20 protein-coding genes are annotated in these 17,659 nt (G+C 75.5%); 14 read left to right on the top strand and 6 right to left on the bottom strand.

The window, feature by feature from the left end; translation table 11 throughout:
• Positions 1–2: 2 nt before the first annotated feature.
• The 6 genes from ACI79V_RS04050 (at position 3) to ACI79V_RS04025 (ending at position 4,936) form a co-directional block, all read left to right on the top strand.
• Positions 3–1,880 carry a hydantoinase B/oxoprolinase family protein gene (locus ACI79V_RS04050; RefSeq protein WP_456887040.1) on the top strand — a complete coding sequence of 626 codons (1,878 nt, stop codon included), beginning with the start codon at positions 3–5 and terminating at the stop codon, positions 1,878–1,880.
• Complete coding sequence (locus tag ACI79V_RS04045) at positions 1,877–2,500, top strand: isochorismatase family protein (RefSeq protein WP_456887038.1); 624 nt, start codon at positions 1,877–1,879, stop codon at positions 2,498–2,500. The genes ACI79V_RS04050 and ACI79V_RS04045 overlap by 4 nt, the downstream gene beginning before the upstream one ends.
• Before the next feature lie 105 nt (positions 2,501–2,605).
• Positions 2,606–3,124: a hypothetical protein gene (locus ACI79V_RS04040; RefSeq protein WP_456887037.1), complete on the top strand. Its 519-nt coding sequence runs from the start codon at positions 2,606–2,608 to the stop codon at positions 3,122–3,124.
• A 22-nt stretch (positions 3,125–3,146) separates the two neighbouring features.
• On the top strand, positions 3,147–3,611 hold the full coding sequence (locus ACI79V_RS04035; RefSeq protein WP_456873725.1) for an NUDIX domain-containing protein: 465 nt from the start codon (positions 3,147–3,149) through the stop codon (positions 3,609–3,611).
• A gap of 214 nt (positions 3,612–3,825) precedes the next feature.
• Entirely contained in the window at positions 3,826–4,353 is a 528-nt protein-coding gene (locus ACI79V_RS04030; RefSeq protein WP_456887035.1) for a DUF4234 domain-containing protein, read from the top strand.
• A gap of 439 nt (positions 4,354–4,792) precedes the next feature.
• Positions 4,793–4,936 carry a hypothetical protein gene (locus ACI79V_RS04025; protein ID WP_456887034.1) on the top strand — a complete coding sequence of 48 codons (144 nt, stop codon included), beginning with the start codon at positions 4,793–4,795 and terminating at the stop codon, positions 4,934–4,936.
• 50 nt (positions 4,937–4,986) lie between these two features.
• Here the strand turns inward: ACI79V_RS04025 and ACI79V_RS04020 are convergent, their stop codons facing one another.
• Positions 4,987–7,173 carry an MMPL family transporter gene (locus tag ACI79V_RS04020; RefSeq protein WP_456887031.1) on the bottom strand — a complete coding sequence of 729 codons (2,187 nt, stop codon included), beginning with the start codon at positions 7,171–7,173 and terminating at the stop codon, positions 4,987–4,989.
• Between the two features lie 103 nt (positions 7,174–7,276).
• Between ACI79V_RS04020 and ACI79V_RS04015 the strand changes: the two genes are divergently transcribed.
• From ACI79V_RS04015 to ACI79V_RS04005, 3 genes are all read left to right on the top strand, one after another.
• A complete protein-coding gene (locus ACI79V_RS04015; protein ID WP_456887029.1) occupies positions 7,277–8,011 on the top strand; it encodes a TetR/AcrR family transcriptional regulator in 735 nt (244 codons plus the stop codon).
• Between the two features lie 101 nt (positions 8,012–8,112).
• Positions 8,113–9,084 carry a ferritin-like domain-containing protein gene (locus ACI79V_RS04010; protein WP_456887028.1) on the top strand — a complete coding sequence of 324 codons (972 nt, stop codon included), beginning with the start codon at positions 8,113–8,115 and terminating at the stop codon, positions 9,082–9,084.
• Positions 9,085–9,200: 116 nt separating this feature from the next.
• Positions 9,201–9,626 (top strand): hypothetical protein, encoded by a 426-nt coding sequence (locus ACI79V_RS04005; protein WP_456887026.1) that lies wholly within the window; start codon positions 9,201–9,203, stop codon positions 9,624–9,626.
• 30 nt (positions 9,627–9,656) lie between these two features.
• Here ACI79V_RS04005 and ACI79V_RS04000 read toward each other — a convergent pair whose 3' ends face one another.
• On the bottom strand, positions 9,657–9,938 hold the full coding sequence (locus tag ACI79V_RS04000; RefSeq protein WP_456874589.1) for a DUF427 domain-containing protein: 282 nt from the start codon (positions 9,936–9,938) through the stop codon (positions 9,657–9,659).
• A gap of 196 nt (positions 9,939–10,134) precedes the next feature.
• On the opposite strand from ACI79V_RS04000, the gene ACI79V_RS03995 reads away from it, so the two are divergent.
• Positions 10,135–10,329: a hypothetical protein gene (locus ACI79V_RS03995; RefSeq protein WP_456887024.1), complete on the top strand. Its 195-nt coding sequence runs from the start codon at positions 10,135–10,137 to the stop codon at positions 10,327–10,329.
• 12 nt (positions 10,330–10,341) lie between these two features.
• Here the strand turns inward: ACI79V_RS03995 and ACI79V_RS03990 are convergent, their stop codons facing one another.
• On the bottom strand, positions 10,342–10,725 hold the full coding sequence (locus tag ACI79V_RS03990) for a PaaI family thioesterase (protein ID WP_456887022.1): 384 nt from the start codon (positions 10,723–10,725) through the stop codon (positions 10,342–10,344).
• Between the two features lie 99 nt (positions 10,726–10,824).
• Here ACI79V_RS03990 and ACI79V_RS03985 point away from each other — a divergent pair, with 99 nt between their 5' ends.
• Entirely contained in the window at positions 10,825–11,361 is a 537-nt protein-coding gene (locus ACI79V_RS03985) for a DM13 domain-containing protein (RefSeq protein ID WP_456887199.1), read from the top strand.
• Positions 11,362–11,382: 21 nt separating this feature from the next.
• Here ACI79V_RS03985 and ACI79V_RS03980 read toward each other — a convergent pair whose 3' ends face one another.
• The 3 genes from ACI79V_RS03980 to ACI79V_RS03970 are packed head-to-tail and all read right to left on the bottom strand — an operon-like array spanning position 11,383 to position 13,741.
• Positions 11,383–11,829, bottom strand: coding sequence for a GNAT family N-acetyltransferase (locus ACI79V_RS03980; protein ID WP_456887020.1), 447 nt, complete (start codon positions 11,827–11,829; stop codon positions 11,383–11,385).
• 32 nt (positions 11,830–11,861) lie between these two features.
• Positions 11,862–12,710 carry an ABC transporter permease gene (locus ACI79V_RS03975; RefSeq protein WP_456887018.1) on the bottom strand — a complete coding sequence of 283 codons (849 nt, stop codon included), beginning with the start codon at positions 12,708–12,710 and terminating at the stop codon, positions 11,862–11,864.
• Positions 12,707–13,741: an ATP-binding cassette domain-containing protein gene (locus tag ACI79V_RS03970; protein ID WP_456887016.1), complete on the bottom strand. Its 1,035-nt coding sequence runs from the start codon at positions 13,739–13,741 to the stop codon at positions 12,707–12,709. Before ACI79V_RS03970 ends, ACI79V_RS03975 begins: the two co-directional genes overlap by 4 nt.
• 172 nt (positions 13,742–13,913) lie before the next feature.
• On the opposite strand from ACI79V_RS03970, the gene ACI79V_RS03965 reads away from it, so the two are divergent.
• From ACI79V_RS03965 to ACI79V_RS03955, 3 genes are all read left to right on the top strand, one after another.
• Entirely contained in the window at positions 13,914–14,951 is a 1,038-nt protein-coding gene (locus ACI79V_RS03965; protein WP_456887014.1) for an iron ABC transporter substrate-binding protein, read from the top strand.
• 83 nt (positions 14,952–15,034) lie between these two features.
• On the top strand, positions 15,035–16,552 hold the full coding sequence (locus tag ACI79V_RS03960; RefSeq protein ID WP_456887012.1) for an ABC transporter permease: 1,518 nt from the start codon (positions 15,035–15,037) through the stop codon (positions 16,550–16,552).
• Positions 16,549–17,610, top strand: coding sequence for an ABC transporter ATP-binding protein (locus ACI79V_RS03955; protein WP_456887010.1), 1,062 nt, complete (start codon positions 16,549–16,551; stop codon positions 17,608–17,610). Before ACI79V_RS03960 ends, ACI79V_RS03955 begins: the two co-directional genes overlap by 4 nt.
• Positions 17,611–17,659 lie beyond the last annotated feature (49 nt).

Raw genomic sequence — 17,659 nt, 5'->3', positions numbered from 1 at the left:
CCGTGGCCCGGATCATCGAGACCGCGACCGGCGGCGTGGAGCGCGTCGACGTCGACCCGGTGACCCTCGACCTCATCGAGAACGGGCTGCGGAACGCCCGCTACGAGATGGACGAGGTGCTGTTCCGCACCGCGCTGTCGCCGGGCATCCGCGAGCAGCACGACGAGTTCCCGCTCATCGGCGACCCCAGCGGGAAGATGGTCGTCGGCCAGTTCGGCCTGTCCATCCCCGACTTCCTCGACGGCTTCGACGACACCGTCGAGGAGGGCGACGTCCTGCTGACGTCCGACCCGTACTCGTGCGGCGCCGCGATCAGCCACGCCAACGACTGGTTGCTGGTCATGCCGGTGTTCCACGAGGGCCGGGTCGTGGGCTGGGCGTCGATGTTCGGCCACATGTCCGACGTGGGCGGCAAGACGCCGTCGTCGATGCCCACCGACGCGCGCACCATCTACGAGGAGGGCGTGGTCATCCCGCCCTTCAAGCTCTACCGCAAGGGCGTGCTCAACGACGACGCGCTGCGGATCATCCTCAACCAGGTCCGCAAGCCCGACTGGAACCGCGCCGACCTCAACGGCCTGGTCGCCGCCTGCCGCACCGCCGCCCGGCGGGTGGTGGAGATGTGCCAGCGGTTCGGGACGGCCACCTACCTGTCGGCGCTCGACGCGCTGCTGCAGCGCAACCACGACGCGATGAAGGTGCTGCTGCAGATGGTGTTCGAGGAGGGCCGCACCCTCTCGTTCACCGACTACATCTGCGACGACGGCGTCGGCAACGGCCCCTACGAGCTGAAGCTGTCGCTGACCCGCACCGGCGAGAAGGTGCACCTGGACTTCACCGGGTCCTCGCCGCAGGCGGCCGGCCCGATCAACTACTACCTCAACGAGAACCTGGCCCGGATGTTCTTCGGGATCTACATGATCACCGTGGCCGACCCGCAGATCCTGTGGAACGACGGCTTCTACCCGCTGGTCGACGTCACGATCCCGGACGGGTCGTACTGGAAGCCCGAGTTCCCGGCGGCGCTGTCGGGCCGCAACCACGGCATCGGGCGGGTGTTCGACCTGTTCGGCGGCCTGCTCGGGCAGACCAACCCGGCGCTGCTCAACGCGGCCGGCTTCTCCTCCTCGCCGCACTTCATGTACTCCGGCCACTACTCGTCGGGGGAGCGGAAGGGCGAGTGGTTCCAGCTGTACTCGATCGGGTTCGGCGGCATCCCCGGCCGGCCGCTCGGCGACGGCCCCGACGGGCACTCGCTGTGGCCGAGCTTCGTCAACATCCCCTGCGAGTACCTCGAGTCCTACTACCCGCTGCGGATCGAGCGGTGGGAGACCGTCCCCGACACCGGCGGCGCCGGTCTGCACCGCGGCGGCAACGGCGTCGACGTCGCCTACGTGTTCGAGGAGCCCGGCGAGATCGCCATCCACGACGACCGCTGGCTCACCTACCCGTGGGGGGTCAACGGCGGGCAGCCCGGCGCCCGCGGCCGCAAGTGGATCGAGCGGGCCGACGGCACTCGCGAGGTGCTGCCGAGCAAGTGCCACGGGGTCCCGGTGCGGCCCGGCGACGTCCTGCACTTCGTCACCTGGGGCGGCGGCGGGTGGGGCGACCCGCTGCAGCGCGACCCGGAGCTGGTGGCCCGGGAGGTCCGCCGCGGGCTGGTCACCTCCCGGGGCGCCGAGCGGTACGGCGTCTGCCTGACCGAGGACGGCGAGGTCGACGCCGACGCCACCGAGACCCTGCGCGACACGATGCGCGCCGACCGGCCCGCGGAGCTGCCCGTCTTCGACATGGGCCCGCCGATCGAGGAGCTGCTGGCCCGCTGCGAGGAGGAGACCGGCCTGCCCGCGCCGCGGCGCCCGGTGTGGGCGGCGGGATGAGCGCCCCCGGGCCCCACGGCCCGTCGTTCTCCGGCCGGGTCGGCTGGGGCGAGCGCCCGGCGGTGGTGGTCGTCGACCTCTGCCGGGCCTACACCGAGCCGGGCGGGCCGTTCGCCCTGCCCGACCCGGGCCCGGCGGTCGAGGCCACCGCCGCGCTGGTGGCCGCCGCCCGGTCCGCCGGGCACCCGGTGGTGTGGACGGCGGTGCGCTACACCCGCGGCCTGGCCGACGGCGGGCTGTTCGTCCGCAAGGTGCCGGCGCTCGCCGCGTTCGCCGAGGACGCGCCGGGGGAGTGGGGTGAGCTCGCGCTCAAGCCCGACCCCGGGGAGCCGGTGGTGGTCAAGCAGTACGCCTCGGCGTTCTTCGGCACGACGCTCGCGCCGACCCTGACCGGCCTGGGCGTGGACACCGTGGTGGTCGCCGGGGTCTCCACGTCCGGCTGCGTGCGGGCCACCGCGATGGACGCGCTGAACTCCGGGTTCCGGCCGCAGGTGGTGCGCCAGGCCTGCGCCGACCGGACCCCCGCCCTGCACGAGAACAACCTCGCCGACCTCGACGCCAAGTACGCCGACGTCGTGAACTTGGCCGAGGCGCTGACCGCGCTCCAGCGCCTCCCCTGACCGGCGGCGCCTCCCGGGTGTCCCCCCTTGCCCCCGGGAGGCGCCGCCCTCGCCGTCCGGCGGGTCGCGCGGAGCCGGGGACCTCCGCTCCGTAGGTTCGCGCCGGTGCACACCGGCCGGCCCCCCTCGCCCCTGGACGTGTTCGACGACGTGTTCGACGGCGCGTTCGACGACCGGGGCGACGGCGACACCGACGTGCTGCCCAGCCGCTCCCGCCACCGCGCCGAGGGCGCGGTCTGGCGTCGCGGCTGGGTGGCCGGCGGCGCGGTCGTGCTGCTGGCGGTGGTCGTCGGGCTGGCGGCGCTGGTCGCGCCCGCGGTCCGGACCGGGGACCCCGTCGCCCCGCCGCCGGCGGCCGGGCCCGCGCCCACGTCCGCGCCCGCGGCTCCGCCGACCGCGACCCCGACGCCCGCGCCGTCGTCCGTGCCGTCGCCCGCTCCGGTGGCGGTGACGCCGCCCCCGGTCGAGGTCCCGCCGCCTCCGGCGGTCGCGCCGTCGCCGTCGCCCCTGCCGCCGCCCCCGCCGCCGGTGCCTCCAGCGCCGGAGCCCCCGGCGCAGACCTGCGAGCCCAAGCCGGGGCAGGGCAACGGCCACGGGCACGGCCACCAGGACGACTGCCGCTGAACCGCCGTGCGAGGGTGGCCCGGTGCCGAGGCGGAGCGCGGGGATCCTGCTGTACCGGCGCGGCCCGGGCGGGGACCCGCAGGTGCTGCTCGGGCACATGGGCGGGCCGTTCTGGGCCCGCAAGGACGCCGGCGCCTGGTCGATCCCCAAGGGCGAGCACGACGACGGCGAGGACCCGCTCGCGGCCGCCCGGCGCGAGTTCGCCGAGGAGCTCGGCAGCCCGGTGCCCGCGACGTCGCTGACGCCGCTGGGTGAGCTGCGGGCGGGCGCGAAGGTGCTCACCGTGTGGGCCGCGGAGGGCGACCTCGACGCCGGCGCCGTCGTGAGCGGCACCTTCCCGCTGGAGTGGCCGCCGCGCTCGGGGCGGGTGCAGCACTTCCCCGAGGTCGACCGCGCGGCCTGGTTCGACCTCGCCGAGGCGCGGGTCCGGCTGGTGAAGGGGCAGGTGCCCTACCTCGACCGGCTCGCGGCGCTGCTGGCCGGCTGAGGTCGCCGGGCGACCTCTCGCCGACCGGTCGGTCGCCGTGGTCACCCGGACCCGGTCACCACCGCAGGCGACCACTCGCGGGGCTCGAGTGGCGACCGGGGCCGCGGGTGCCGGGTCGGGAGGTGGCGCGGCTCACCTCCCCCCGGCGAGCGGGGTCCGCCCCTATCTTGCTGCCCGCCGGCGGACCCGCCGGTCCACTCCGAGCGGGGGACCCATGACCACCTCTCAGTACCCGGGCGCGTCCGCCCAGCAGCCCGTCCACGGCCAGGCTCCGTACGGCCAGCCCTTCGGCCAGACGCCCTACGGCCAGGCCCCGGCGTTCCCCGGCTACGCCGGCCAGCCGATGCCGCCGGTCCCCGCCGGGGCCCACTTCCCGCCGTCGGGCCCGATCGGCAGGGTGCGCGGCACCGGCGTCGCGATCCTGCTGACGATCGTGACCTTCGGGATCTACGCCCTCGTCTGGTACTACGCGGTCCACGACGAGATGAAGCGGCACACCGGCAACGGCCTCGGCGGGGGCCTGGCCCTGGTGATCGCCATCTTCGTCGGCTTCGTCTCGCCGTTCGTCGCCAGCAGCGAGGTCGGCGCCCTCTACGAGCGGGCCGGCCGCGCCAAGCCGGTCAGCGGCGCCACCGGGCTCTGGTACCTGCCCGGTGTCTTCATCCTCGTCGGCCCGATCGTCTGGTTCGTGAAGACCAACGGCGCACTCAACGCCTACTGGCGCTCCCTCGGCGCCGCCTGAGCACCACCCCGCCGGTCGTCGACCTGGTGCGGTCTCCGGCTCCCCGGGACTGCACCAGGTCGACACCGCGCGCTCACCCGCCCGCCGTCCGGGGGAACGGGGCGGGTCGATCGGATGACATTCGTGTCGCGCGCGTGCGCCGGGCCTGCCCTGAGCGACGACGGCTGCCACGCTCGGCGGCCACCGTCCCCGGGAGGTCACCGATGAGCCCCTCGCAGCCCTGCGCCGGCCGGCCCTGCACCTGCGCCCCCGCGTCCCGTCCGGTCGCCACGGCGGTCGTCCGGCGGCGCCCCCGCTGGACCCCCGCCCCCGCGCCCAGGTGACGGATCGCTGACGACTCGTCCCACCCGTCCCAGCCGGTGCGGGCGGAGCGGCCGCGGGTGGCAGGGTCCTGACTCCCCGAGTCCGGCCGGACTCGCGCCGCCCGAGGAGACCCCGCGTGCCCTGTGACACCTGCGCCGCCGAGACCCACCCCGGCCCGGTGTGCCCCCGCTGCGCCGCGCTGGCGCAGCTGACCCAGCCGGTGCTGCGGCTGCAGACGCGCCGCCGCCCGGCGGTGCCCCCGGCGGCACCCGCCCGCTGACGCGCCGCGCCGGCTCCGCGGCGGTCCCGCGGAGCCGGTGCGACCCGCACTCAGCCGACGCCGGCCGGCTCGGGCACCCGCTCCCGCGGGACCGGGACCTCGCCGTCGGACTCGCGGATGCCGTACCGGGCGTACACCCGCCGCAACGGCCCGGGGGCCCACCAGTTGGCCCGGCCCAGCAGCCGCATCGACGCCGGCACGAGCAGCACCCGGACGACGGTCGCGTCGACGACGATCGCGATCGCCATCGCCACGCCGATCATCTTGATGAAGGTGATCCCCGACAGCGAGAACGCGCCGATCACGACCAGCAGCAGCAGGGCGGCGCTGGTGATGATGCCGCCGGTGCGCTGCAGCCCCGTGGCGACCGCGGTGGTGTTGTCGCCGGTCAGGTCGTACTGCTCCCGGATCCGCGACAGCAGGAACACCTCGTAGTCCATCGACAGGCCGAACACGATGGCCAGCACGAGGATCGGCTGGGTCGCCTCGATGAAGCCGGTCGAGGTGAAGTCCAGGACGCCGGAGAGGTTGCCGTCCTGGAAGATCCACACCAGCGCGCCGAACGAGGCCCCGAGCGAGAGCACGTTCATCAGCACCGCCTTGACCGGCAGCACCACCGAGCCGAAGGCCAGGAACAGCAGGACCAGCGTGGTCCCCACCACGAGCAGGGCCATCCACGGCAGCAGCGTGGCCAGGCTGTCGAGCAGGTCGGTCATCACCGCGCTCTCCCCGCCCACGAGGACCGTGCCGCCCGGCGGGGCGGGGACGTCGCGCACCGCGGCGACCAGCTCGCGGGCGTCGGCGTCGACCGGGTCGCCGGTGTAGGCCAGCGACACCCGCGCCGTGCTCCCGGCCGCGCCGGTCACCGTGGCGCCCTCCACGCCGTCGACCGCGGCGAGGTCCGCGACGTAGCCCTGCAGCGCCGCCGCGCCCTCAGGGGAGTCGACCGGGTCGGCGAGGGTGACCACCGCCGTCACCGGACCGGACGGCGAGGCGGGGAAGTCCCGGTCGATCGCCTCGGCCACCACCCGGCTCTCGGTCCCAGCCGGCAGCGCCCGCTCGTCGATCGCGCCGAACTCCACCCGCAGGAAGGGCAGCGCCAGGGCGACCAGCAACCCGACGACGGCGACGGTCACCACGACCGGCCGGCGCATGACCGCGCGGGCAAGGCGCTCCCAGCCGCCCCGGCCGGCCCCGGCCGTGGCCGCGCGGCGGCGCCGCCACGGGACGGCGAGCGCGTCGACCCGCGGGCCGAGCACGGCCAGCAGCGCCGGCAGCAGGGTGAGCGCGGCCAGCATGGCGATCAGGACGGCGCTCATCCCGCCGAAGCCCATCGAGCGCAGGAAGACCTGGGGGAAGATCAGCAGGCCGGCCAGCGACAGCGCGACGGTGACCCCGGAGACGGCGACCGTGCGGCCGGCCGTGGCCATCGTCCGGGCCAGGGCGTCCTCGACGCTCGGCTGACGGCGCACCTCCTCCCGGAACCGACTGACCACGAACAGCCCGTAGTCGATCGCCAGGCCCAGGCCCAGGATCGTCACCACGTTGACGGCGAACACCGAGACGTCGGTGAACTCGCTGGCCGCCCGCAGCGCGGCGAACGAGCCGAGGATCGACGTGACGCCGATGGCCAGCGGCAGGCCCGCGGCGGTGAGGCTGCCGAAGACCACCACGAGCAGCACCGCGAGCACCGGCAGCGAGATCATCTCGGCGCGCGCGATGTCGGCGGCGACCCGCTCGTTGATGTCCCGCTCGACGGTGGTGCCGCCGCCGATCGCGACGTCCAGGCCGGGCGCGGACAGCTCCGCCTCGACGACCTCGACCGCGTCGATGCGCTCGTCGGCGTCCCCGGCCAGCTGCAGCACCGCGTAGGTCGACCGCCGGTCCTCGCTCACCAGCGGCTCGGCGCCGGTGTCGAACCACGTCGTCGTCCGCTCGACCACCCCGCCGGGCAGCCCCGCCAGGGAGGCGGTGACCGCCTCCCGATAGGCCGGGTCGTCGACGACGAGGTCGTCGCTGCGGTACAGGACGACGACGTCGGGGCTGTCGCGGCCCAGCTCCCGGACGGCCAGCTCCGCGGCCCGGGCGCTCTCGCTGGCCGGGTCCTCGAAGCCGGAGCCGGTGAGCCGGCCGAACACGCCGGTGCCCCACACGCCGGCGAGGACGACGGCCAGGGCGCTGAGCGCCAGCACGGCCCGACGTCGTCGGTACACCACTCGTCCGAGGGCCTCGAACACGGCCGCCTCCCTGTCTCGCGGTAGGATAGTGAACGGCGTTAGCGAACGGCGGTAACTCTGCATACACCGTTCACTCTTGTCAACCGGGCGGAGAGGAGGAGCCATGGCCCAGCCGCTGAGCCGCCGGGAGCGGGCGCGCGCCGACACGCTGCGCGACATCCGCTCCGCGGCCCGCGCCGTCCTGGTCGAGCACGGCGTCGACGGCCTGGCGCTGCGGGCCATCGCCCGCGAGGTCGGGCTGACCGCACCCGCGCTCTACCGGTACTTCGCCAGCCGCGAGGAGCTGGTCGAGCGGGTGGTGGCCGACCTCTACGACGAGCTCTGCGACGTCATGGAGGCCGCGCGCGACGCCGTCGACCCGCCCCGGCCGGGCACCCAGTTGCTGGTCACCGCGCGGGCGTTCCGCACCTGGGCGACCACCCACCCGGCGGAGTTCGGCCTGCTGTTCGGCAGCGCCGCCGACGGCGTCGTCCCCGAGGCAGAGGACGGCGAGGGGCCGGCGGCCGAGGCCGGGCGCCGGTTCGGCGGGGTCTTCGCCACCCTGTTCGCGGCGGTCTACCTGCGGCGGCCGTTCCCGGTGCCGGCCGACGACGACCTCGACCCCGACTACCGCGAGCAGTTGCGGGAGTGGTGCACCGAGCTGCCCGTCGCGCTGCCGCTGGGCGTCATGTCGGTGTTCCTCTCCTGCTGGGTGCGGCTCTACGGGATGGTCTGCATGGAAGTGTTCGGCCACCTGCGCTTCGCCCTCGCCGACGCCGGCCCGCTGTTCGAGGCGGAGATGCACGCAGTGGGAGAGCGGCTGGGCATCGCCGACGACTGGGTGCCTCCCGGGGGGTGACGCACCTCACCGCTAGCAATCCGCTTGCAGGAGTTAGCGGCCCGGGGGAGCGGGGCACACAGAACTCGTCCGGTCATCCCCGATCGTTGGAGTCCTCCGTCGTGACCGACCACGCCAAGATCGTCAACCAGCTCCGCGCGCTGGTCCTGCTCACCCAGACCGAGGAGCAGATCGCCCGCACCCGGGTCTCGCAGGCCCGCACCGACGCCGTGCGCCGCGAGCTGACCCAGAACGCCGACAACGCCGCCGAGCGCACCCGGCTGATCACCGCCGAGCTGCGCGAGCTCGGTGGCGCGCCCGACCTCGTCACCCCGGTCGTGGGCCGGCTCTCGGCCGTCCTCAAGGCCACCGTCGAGCAGGCCACGCCGATCGAGGAGGCCCTGCTGCAGGACCTCACCCTCGAGCACCAGCTGCACGACCGCGCCACCTACCTCAAGGTGCTCGGCAAGAAGGCCGGGCTGGCCAAGGTCGAGCGCCTCGCCGAGGGGCTCGTCCGCGCCCACGAGGCCACCATCGAGTGGCTGACCGTCGTCCTGGCCGAGGAGGCCCTCGGCGGTCCCGCCGCGCTGCAGCCGACGCCGTTCCAGCAGGTCGCCGGTGTCGCCACGCGGGCGGCCTTCGCCCCGTACCGCTTCGTCGCCAACCGGGTGAACGAGGCCCTCGACACCGCGCAGCAGCGCCGGCAGAAGGTGGAGGACGAGCTCGGCGAGGTGGCCGACAAGGCCTCGACCCTCTCCGACGCCGTCCGCGAGACCCTCGCCGTCGGCCGCGCCGCCACGCTGCGCCGGGCCGAGCGGATCGCCCGCCGCGAGGGCAACCGCGAGGCCGCCGAGGCCGCCAAGGCCGCCCGCGAGGAGCTCGGCGACGTCTCCGCCGACGAGCTGCCGGTCAAGGGCTTCGACTCGCTGTCGACCTCGGACGCCGCCAAGGCCGCCAAGGCCCTGCGCGACCCGCACCAGATCAACGTGCTGATCCGCTACGAGGAGACCCACAAGAACCGGTCCCAGGTGGTCAGCGCCGCGCAGACCGCCCTGGCCGCGGTCGCCAAGGAGGCTGTCGGGGTCGACAGCTGACCCCGGCTCCGCCGTCGACGGCCCGCACCCCACCCGGGGTGCGGGCCGTCCGCCGTTCGGGGAGACCTCGGTCGCACCGGGTTTGACCCGCCGCGGCGGCCGGGGATCGTGGCGGCATGCGCATCACACCCGAGGTGCTGGAGCAGGAGTTCTCGCTCCAGACCGCCGCCACCCGCCTGGACTTCCTGAGCCGGCGGGACTCCGGGGCCACGTCCCCGACCGCGGACGCCGGCCGCGACGACGACTCGTGGAGCTCGCTGCTCGACGACTCCACCTCCCTCGACGTGCCCGAGTCGCTGGAGCTGCTCGCGCTCGGCGAGGTCATCGCCCGCAAGGCCCACGACAGCCAGCTGGTCGGCTTCCGCGCCGCGCTGCGCGGCGGGGCCGGCTGGGACCAGATCGCCGCCGCGCTCGACGTCCCGCCGGCCGAGGCCTGGGCGGCCTACCAGCGCGTCATCGACAGCCAGGAGCGCGCCGGCGTCCTCGACCCGCAGGCCGCCGCGGACGCCCGCGCGCTGGCCGGCGACCGCCCCGGCGGCTGAGGGAGGACCCCGGGCAGGGAGGTCCTCCGGTCAGCGGACCTCGACGCCGCGCCAGAAGGCCACCCGTCCGGTGATCTCCTCCGCCGCCGGCTTCGGCTCGGGGTAGAACCAGGCGGCGTCGCGGTTGACCTGCCCGTCCACCTCCAGCGAGTAGTACGACGCCACGCCCTTCCACGGGCAGGTGGTGTGCGTGTCGGAGGGACGCAGCACCTCGTCCCGCACGGACTCGCGCGGGAAGTAGGCGTTGCCCTCCACGGTGACGATGTCGTCGGACTCGGCGATGACGGTCCCGTTCCAGGTCGCGGTGGCCATGCCGCGATCGTCCCCCTCCGGCCCGGGGCGCGCCGGTCACGCGTACCCGCCGGTGGGCTGGGCATGGGACGGGGGACGCGCCGACCGCGTCACCTCCCGGCGGTCCCGCCACCGGGTGGTCCCCTCCCCGACGACGAGGAGCGCCGCCGTGTCCCAGGCCGCCCGTCCGCCCGATCCCCAGGAGCCGCGCCGAGGGATGCCGCCGCCGCGTCCGCGGCGGGGCCGCGCGGTGTTCTTCGGCACCTTCCTCGCCCTGCTCGTGGCCGTGTTCGCGTTCATCCTGCTGGTCAGCCAGTGCGGCACCGGCGACGACGACGAGGTCTACGACGACGACGTGGAGGGAGCCGCGCTGGTCGTCGACGTGGCCGCGCCCCCGCTCCTCACCACCTGAGCCACCCGCGGGTCAGCGGTCCAGCAGCGCGAAGGTGGCGACGGCGTGCGCCACCGCGCGGCCGTCCTGCTCGACGTCGGCCTCGCAGATCGTCAGGTGCTCGCCGCGGGTGCGCACCCGGCCCCGCACCTCCAGCCGCCCCGGCTTTCCCGGCCGCAGGTAGGTCACGGTCAACTGGCTCGTCGCGGGCACCTCGCCGTCGGCGGTGGTGGTGCGCACCGCCTGCCCCATCGCGGTGTCGACCAGGGTCGCGACGACCCCGCCGTGCAGCGTCCCCGCCGGGTTGAGGTGCTCGTCGCGCACCTCGAACGCCAGCGTCGCCGCGCCGTCGTCGGTGCCCGCCAGCCGCGCGCCGAGCCCTCCGGCGAAGCCGCCCACGTCCCCGTCGTCCGCCATGCCCGGCCGGTACCCGCCCGGCCGCCGGTCACGCCCGGACGGCGCGCGCGGGACGGTTCCCGGACCCGGGGGGCGCGGCTATGGTCCGCCGCCGTGTCGATGCGACGGAGGACGTGGATCTGGCTGGGCGCGGCGGTCGTCGCGGTGGTGCTCGGGGTGGTCACCCTGGTGTGGTTCCAGCCGCAGAAGCTCCTCTACGACAGCCGGGTGGACGAGGGCCTGCCCTCGGCGGCAGCCGGGGCGGCGGACCCCACCGGCGGGATCGGCAGCGCGCTGCCGGCCGGCCCGGTCGACCTCGCCGCCGGCACGTTCGTCTCCCTGGAGCACGAGACGGTCGGCACCGTCCGCGTGGTCCGGCTGCCCGACGGCTCGACCGTCGTCCGGCTGGAGGACTTCGAGACCTCCAACGGGCCCACGCTCTACGTCTACCTCTCGCAGAACCCCGCCGACGGCGACGCGGCGGCCTTCGAGGACGAGTTCGTCGACCTCGGGGTGCTCAAGGGCAACGTGGGCAACCAGAACTACGTCGTGCCCGACGGGGTCGACGCGGCGGCCTACACCAGCGTCGTCATCTGGTGCGAGCGCTTCGACGCCGCCTTCGGTGCCGCCGACCTCGCCCCGGTGGCGGCGACCTGACCGGTCACCCGGCGGTCCTGCTCACGCCGGCTCGCGGCGCATCGGCACGTGCGGGATGCCGTCCTCGACGTACCCCGGGCCGCTGGGACGGAAGCCGAACCGCTCGTACCAGCCCTGCAGGTGCGCCTGGGCGCCCAGCGTGATCGACGCCCCCGCGCACAGCTCGATCCCGGCCTCGACCAGCCGCGCGGCCAGCCCCTGCCCGCGGGCGCCGGCGGCGGTGGCGACCCGGCCGATGGCGCGGGTGGCGCCGTCGTCGAGCACCCGGAGGGTGGCCAGCACCGCGCCGTCCTCCTCGAACCACAGGTGCCGGGTGGCCGGCTCGACGTCGCGGCCGTCGAGCTCGGGATAGGGGCATCGCTGCTCGACGACGAAGACGTCGACCCGCAGCCGGCACAGCGCGTAGACCTCGAACGGGGTCAGCTCGGCGAAACGGGCGGTGCGCAGGACGGGCGACTCGGCGGGCACCCGCCCGTTGTAGCGCACCGGCCGGGCGGGGCTCAGGCGCGGTCGCGGTAGCGGCGCATCGTCAGCGGGCCGAGGACGGCGACCAGCACGACCGACCACGCCAGCACCCACAGCACGTCGGAGCCGGCGACCCCGCCGTGCACCAGGCCACGCACCGCGCTGACCAGGTGGCTGACCGGGTTGACCTCGACGACCGACCGCAGCCAGCCGGGCATGGTCGCGGGGTCGACGAAGATGTTGCTGCCGAACGTCAGCGGCATCAGCACCATCATCGACCAGCCCATCACCGCCTGCGGGGTGCGCAGCCGCAGCGCCAGGTAGGTCCAGATCCAGCCGAGGGCGAAGGCGAAGACCAGCAGCAGCCCGACGGCGGCCAGCAGGCCCACCGCCCCGCCACCGGGCCGCAGCCCCAGCGCCATGCCCAGCCCGAGCACCACGACCGAGGCGAGGGTGAACCGGACGACGTCGCCGAGCAGTGCCCCGACCAGCGCGCTGGGCCGCCAGACCGGCAGCGAGCGGATGCGGTCGAAGATGCCCTTCTCGATGTCGGTGTTGAGCGCGACGCCGGTGTACATCGTGATCATGAGGATGCTCTGCACGAGGATCCCGGGCAGGAAGAACTGCACGTAGGCCTCGACCGAGCCGGCCAGGGCGCCGCCGAAGAGGTACGTGAAGATCAGCGTCAGCATCACCGGGAAGACCGTGACGTCGAACAGCTGCTCGGGGACGTGCTTGATCCGCAGCAGCGTCCGCCAGCCGAAGGTGGCCGACGCGGCCAGGGGGCCCTGGGGCCGCGGGCGCTCCCCGGACCCGAGCGCGGCCAGCACCGCGTCGGTGTCGGGGGCCGCGAGCCGGGCGGGGGCGCTGTCGAGGGCGGTCATCGTCGGTCCTCCGGGTCGGGAGCGGGGGTGCCGGCGTCCTCGGCGGGCCGGCCGGTCAGGGCGAGGAACACCTCGTCGAGGCTCGGCTGGCCGAGCGCGAACTGGGCCAGCTCGATGCCGGCCGCCTCCAGTGCGGTGAGCGCCCGGGCGGCCGGCCCCGCCTCGGGCACGCGGGCGGTCAGCGCCGCGGGGTCGCCGTCCTCGGCCACCGGCACGCCCAGCACCCGCTGGAGCAGCTCGCGCGCGGTGCCGCGGCGGGCCGGGTCGAGCACCCGCACGTGCAGCGTGCCCGAGCCCACCGACGCCTTCAGCCGGCTCGGCGTGCCCTCGGCGATGACCCGGCCGGCGTCGATCACCGAGATGCGGTCGGCGAGCTGGTCGGCCTCGTCGAGGTACTGGGTGGTCAGCAGCACCGTGGTACCGCCGCGGACCAGCGCGCGGACGACGTCCCAGACCTGGTTGCGGCTGCGCGGGTCGAGGCCGGTGGTCGGCTCGTCGAGGAAGATCAGGTCGGGCCGGACGACGATGCTCGCGGCGATGTCGATCCGCCGCCGCATGCCGCCGGAGTACTGCTTGACCTGCCTGCCGGCCGCCTCGGTGAGACCGAAGGCGCTCAGCAGCTGGTCGGTGCGCTGCCGGGCCGCGGCCCGCGAGTAGCCGAGCAGGCGGGAGAGCAGCAGCAGGTTCTCCGCGCCGGAGAGGTCCTCGTCGAGCGAGGCGAACTGGCCGGTGAGGCTGACCCGCGCGCGGACGGCGTCGGCCTCGGTGACGACGTCGTGGCCGAAGACCCGCGCCCGCCCGGCGTCGGGCGGGACGAGGGTGGCCAGCATCCGGATGGTGGTGGTCTTGCCCGCCCCGTTCGGACCCAGGAAGCCGTGCACCCCGCCCTGCGGGATGCACAGGTCGACGCCGGCCACCGCCGTCGTCGTGCCGAACCGCTTGACCAGCCCCGTGGCCTCGATCGCCGGGACGTCGTCGTCCCCCGCTGCTCGATCCCCGGCCGGCACGGTGTCGCCGACGTACGCCGTCACGTGCCCCACCTCCTGCGTCCGTGTCGGGTGCCCGCACGGTCCCGCACGGGTCTGACAGGAGGACCGGCCGCGGCGGCGGGACTCATCGCCGACCGCGCCGTCGGCGCATCTGCTTAGGTGTGCCTACCCTGGGCGGCTGACGACACCGCCGTCCACGTCTCTTGGAGGACCCGTGACCAGGCCCGGGCGGGCGACCGCTGCCGCGCTGACCGCCGTCTGCCTCTCCGGGGCCCTGGCTGCCTGCGGCAGCGCCGGTGCCGCCGACGCCGACACGCTCACCGTCTACAGCGCCCAGCACGAGAGCCTCGTGCGCACGATGCTGGAGGGCTTCACCGAGGAGACCGGCATCGAGGTGGAGTTCCGCGACGGCAACGACGCGGAGCTGGCCAACCAGATCGTGCAGGAGGGCGACGCCTCGCCGGCCGACGTCTTCCTCACCGAGAACAGCCCGTCGATCGCCGTGCTCGACCGCGAGGGCCTGCTGGCGCCGCTGGAGCAGGAGACCCTCGACCAGGTCGGCGAGCCGTTCCGGCCCTCCTCGGGCACCTGGACCGGCTTCGCGGCCCGCTCGACCGTGCTCGTCTACAGCCCGGCCGCGCTGGCGGAGGACCAGCTGCCCGCCTCGATCATGGAGCTGGCCGACCCGGCGTGGGAGGGCCGCATTGGCATCGCCGCCGGCGGGGCGGACTTCCAGGCGATCGTCGCCGCGGTGCTGGCGCTGCGCGGCGAGGACGCCACCCGGGCGTGGCTGGAGGGCCTGGAGCGCAACGCCGGCGTCTACCAGAGCAACACCGCGGTGATGGTCGCCGCCGACGAGGGCGAGATCGACGCCGGCGTCATGTACCACTACTACTGGTACCGCGACCAGGCCGAGGGCGGGCTCAAGGGCGACGACGCCCGGCTGCACTACTTCGGGGTGCGCGACCCCTCCGCCCAGGACCCGGGCGCCTTCCTCAGCGTGTCCGGTGCCGGCGTGCTCGCCTCGTCCGACCAGCCGGAGGAGGCGCAGCGGCTGGTCGCCTACCTGACCGGGGCCGAGGCGCAGCAGCGGCTGGCCGAGAGCACCGCCCTCGAGTACGCCGTCGGCACCGGGGTCCCCTCCGCCGAGGCGCTGCCGCCGCTGGAGACCCTCGGCGCGCCGCCGGTCGACCCCGCCTCCCTCGACCAGGAGCGGGTCACCGAGCTGATGCAGGAGGTGGGTCTGCTCTGAGCCCCGCCGCCGGACCGGCCGCCGCGACCCCGACCGCACCGGCGTCGCGGGGCCGGCGCACGTCCCGGGCCCGGCGCTCGCCGGTGACGGTGCTGCTGGCCACCGCCGTCGCCGCGCTGGCGCTGCTGCCGCTGGCGCACATCGCGGTGGCCGCCGTCGAGGTCGGCTGGAGCGGCGTGGCCGAGCTGGTGTTCCGGCCGCGGGTGGCCGAGCTGCTGCGCAACACCCTCGCGCTGGTCGGCGGCAGCGTCGCGGTGTGCGCGGTGCTCGGCGTCGGGGCGGCCTGGCTGGTCGAGCGCAGCGCGCTGCCCGGCCGCCGCGTGTGGCACGTGCTGCTGGTGGCGCCGCTGGCCCTGCCGGCGTTCGTCACCGCCTCGGCGTGGATCTCGCTGCTGCCCGGCCTGGACACCTACGGCGGCGCCCTGCTGGTCGTGTCGCTGTCCTACGCGCCGTTCGTCTACCTGCCCGCGGTCGCCGCCTTCCGCGGGCTGGACCCGGCGCTGGAGGAGACCGCCCGGGGCCTGGGCCTGTCGGGCTGGGCGGTGTTCCGGCGGGTGCAGCTGCCCCAGCTGCGGGTGGCCGTCCTCGGCGGGACGCTGCTGGTCGCGCTGCACGTGCTCGCCGAGTTCGGCGCGCTGGCGATGCTGCGCTACCCGACCTTCACCACCGCCGTCTACGACCAGTACCGCGCCACGTTCAACGGCCCGGCGGCCACCATGCTCGCCGGCGTCCTCGTGCTGCTGTGCCTGGTGCTGCTGCTGGCCGAGGTCCGGCTGCGCGGCACCCGCGGCTACGCCCGCACCGGGTCCGGCGCCGCCCGCCGGCCGCGCCCGGCGCCGCTCGGGCGGCTCACCGCCCCGGCCCTGCTGGCGCTCGCGACGGTGGTGGGGCTGTCGCTGCTGGTGCCGGCCGGCGCGCTGGTGTCGTGGTTCCTCACCGGCACCTCGGCGCGGGTCGACGGCGCGGCCCTGGCCGCCACCACCGGGACCACGCTCGCGCTGGCCGCCGCGGCCGCGGCCGTGACCACCGCGCTGGCGCTGCCCACCGGGTGGCTCGCGGTGCGCCGCCGCGGGCCGCTGGCCACGCTGCTCGAGCGCGCCACCTACCTGGGCAGCGCCGTGCCGGCGATCGTGGTCGCCCTGGCGCTGGTGGCGGTGGGCATCCGGTTCCTGCCGGCGCTGTACCAGACCGTGCCGGTGCTGCTGGCCGCCTACGCGATCCTGTTCCTGCCCCGGGCGATCGTCACCGTGCGGGCGGCGGTCGAGCAGTCCCCGCCGGTGCACGACGACGTCGCCGCCTCCCTCGGCGTCGCGGCCCCGGCCCGGCTGGTGCGGGTGACCCTCCCGCTGCTGGCCCCCGGCATCGGCGCGGGCGCCGCGCTGGTGTTCCTCGCGGTGGTCACCGAGCTCACCGCCACGCTGCTGCTCGCCCCGACGGGCACCGAGACGCTCGCGACGGCGTTCTGGTCGGCGAGCAGCGCCCTGGAGTACGGCGCCGCCGCGCCCTACGCCGTCGTGATGGTGCTGCTGTCCGCACCGGCGACGGTGCTGCTGTCCCGCGACGTCCTGCCCCGCACCGTCCGACGAGGTCCGACCCCATGAGCGCGCTGACCGTCACCGGCCTGACCAAGTCCTACGGCCGCACCCCGGTGCTCGCCGGGCTGGACCTGCACGTCCCGACGGGGACGACCACCGCGCTGCTGGGCCCCTCCGGCTGCGGCAAGACGACGCTGCTGCGCATCGTCGCCGGCTTCGACGACCCCGACGCCGGCACCGTCGAGCTGGGCGGCCGGGTGGTGGCCGGGGCCGGGCGCGCGGTCCCCGCCCGCCTGCGCGGGATCGGCTTCGTGCCGCAGGAGGGCGGCCTGTTCCCGCACCTGAGCGTCGCGGGCAACGTCGCCTTCGGACTGCCCCGGCGGCTGCGCCGCGACCGCTCCCGGATCGCCGGGCTGCTGGCGCTGGTCGGCCTCGACGCCGCGCTCGCCGACCGCGCGCCGCACCAGCTCTCCGGCGGCCAGCAGCAGCGGGTGGCGCTGGCCCGCGCGCTGGCGCCCGAGCCCTCGCTGGTGCTGCTCGACGAGCCGTTCTCCTCCCTCGACGCCGCGCTGCGGGAGGACACCCGCCGGGCGGTCGCCGACGCGCTGCGGGCCACCGGCGCCACCGCCGTCCTGGTCACCCACGACCAGGCCGAGGCGCTGTCGACCGCCGACCAGGTGGCGGTCGTGCGCGGCGGCACCCTCGCCCAGCTCGCCGACCCGCGGACGCTCTACCGCCAGCCGCACGACCTCGACGTCGCCTCCTTCGTCGGGGAGGCCGTGGTGCTCGACGGCACCGCCGCCGGCGGGCGGGTCGCCTCCGAGCTGGGCGAGCTCGAGCTCGGCCGGCCCTGCCCCGACGGCCCGGTCCGGGTGCTGCTGCGGCCCGAGCAGCTGCGGCTGTCGGCCGGGACGGGCGCCCGCGCGCGGGTCCGCGGCGTCGACTTCTACGGCCACGACGCCCGCATCGAGCTGGAGCTGCCCTCGGGGCTGCGGGTCAGCGCGCGCACCGACGGTGGGGCGCTGCCCGACGAGGGCGCCGAGGTGGGGGTGGTCGTCGCCGGCCCCGCCGTGCCCTTCCCGGCTCCGGGCGCCCCGGCCCGACTGCAGCCTTTGTCGCGATAAAGGCACCTCGGGGAGCCTGGCTGCGGGGTCCGAGTTAGGTGTGCCTACG

Source organism: Geodermatophilus sp. SYSU D00700 (assembly GCF_054050255.1).
This window is presented reverse-complemented; position numbering and strand designations above follow the sequence as displayed.

Coding starts and splice junctions, on each gene's coding strand:
- ACI79V_RS03975 (WP_456887018.1), bottom strand. CDS start 12,710: ATGACCGCCCTCGACAGCGCCCCCGCCCGGCTCGCGGCCCCCGACACC.
- ACI79V_RS04015 (WP_456887029.1), top strand. CDS start 7,277: ATGGCCCAGCCGCTGAGCCGCCGGGAGCGGGCGCGCGCCGACACGCTG.
- ACI79V_RS03995 (WP_456887024.1), top strand. CDS start 10,135: ATGCCGCCGCCGCGTCCGCGGCGGGGCCGCGCGGTGTTCTTCGGCACC.
- ACI79V_RS04000 (WP_456874589.1), bottom strand. CDS start 9,938: ATGGCCACCGCGACCTGGAACGGGACCGTCATCGCCGAGTCCGACGAC.
- ACI79V_RS03955 (WP_456887010.1), top strand. CDS start 16,549: ATGAGCGCGCTGACCGTCACCGGCCTGACCAAGTCCTACGGCCGCACC.
- ACI79V_RS04030 (WP_456887035.1), top strand. CDS start 3,826: ATGACCACCTCTCAGTACCCGGGCGCGTCCGCCCAGCAGCCCGTCCAC.
- ACI79V_RS03990 (WP_456887022.1), bottom strand. CDS start 10,725: ATGGCGGACGACGGGGACGTGGGCGGCTTCGCCGGAGGGCTCGGCGCG.
- ACI79V_RS03985 (WP_456887199.1), top strand. CDS start 10,825: ATGCGACGGAGGACGTGGATCTGGCTGGGCGCGGCGGTCGTCGCGGTG.
- ACI79V_RS04005 (WP_456887026.1), top strand. CDS start 9,201: ATGCGCATCACACCCGAGGTGCTGGAGCAGGAGTTCTCGCTCCAGACC.
- ACI79V_RS04045 (WP_456887038.1), top strand. CDS start 1,877: ATGAGCGCCCCCGGGCCCCACGGCCCGTCGTTCTCCGGCCGGGTCGGC.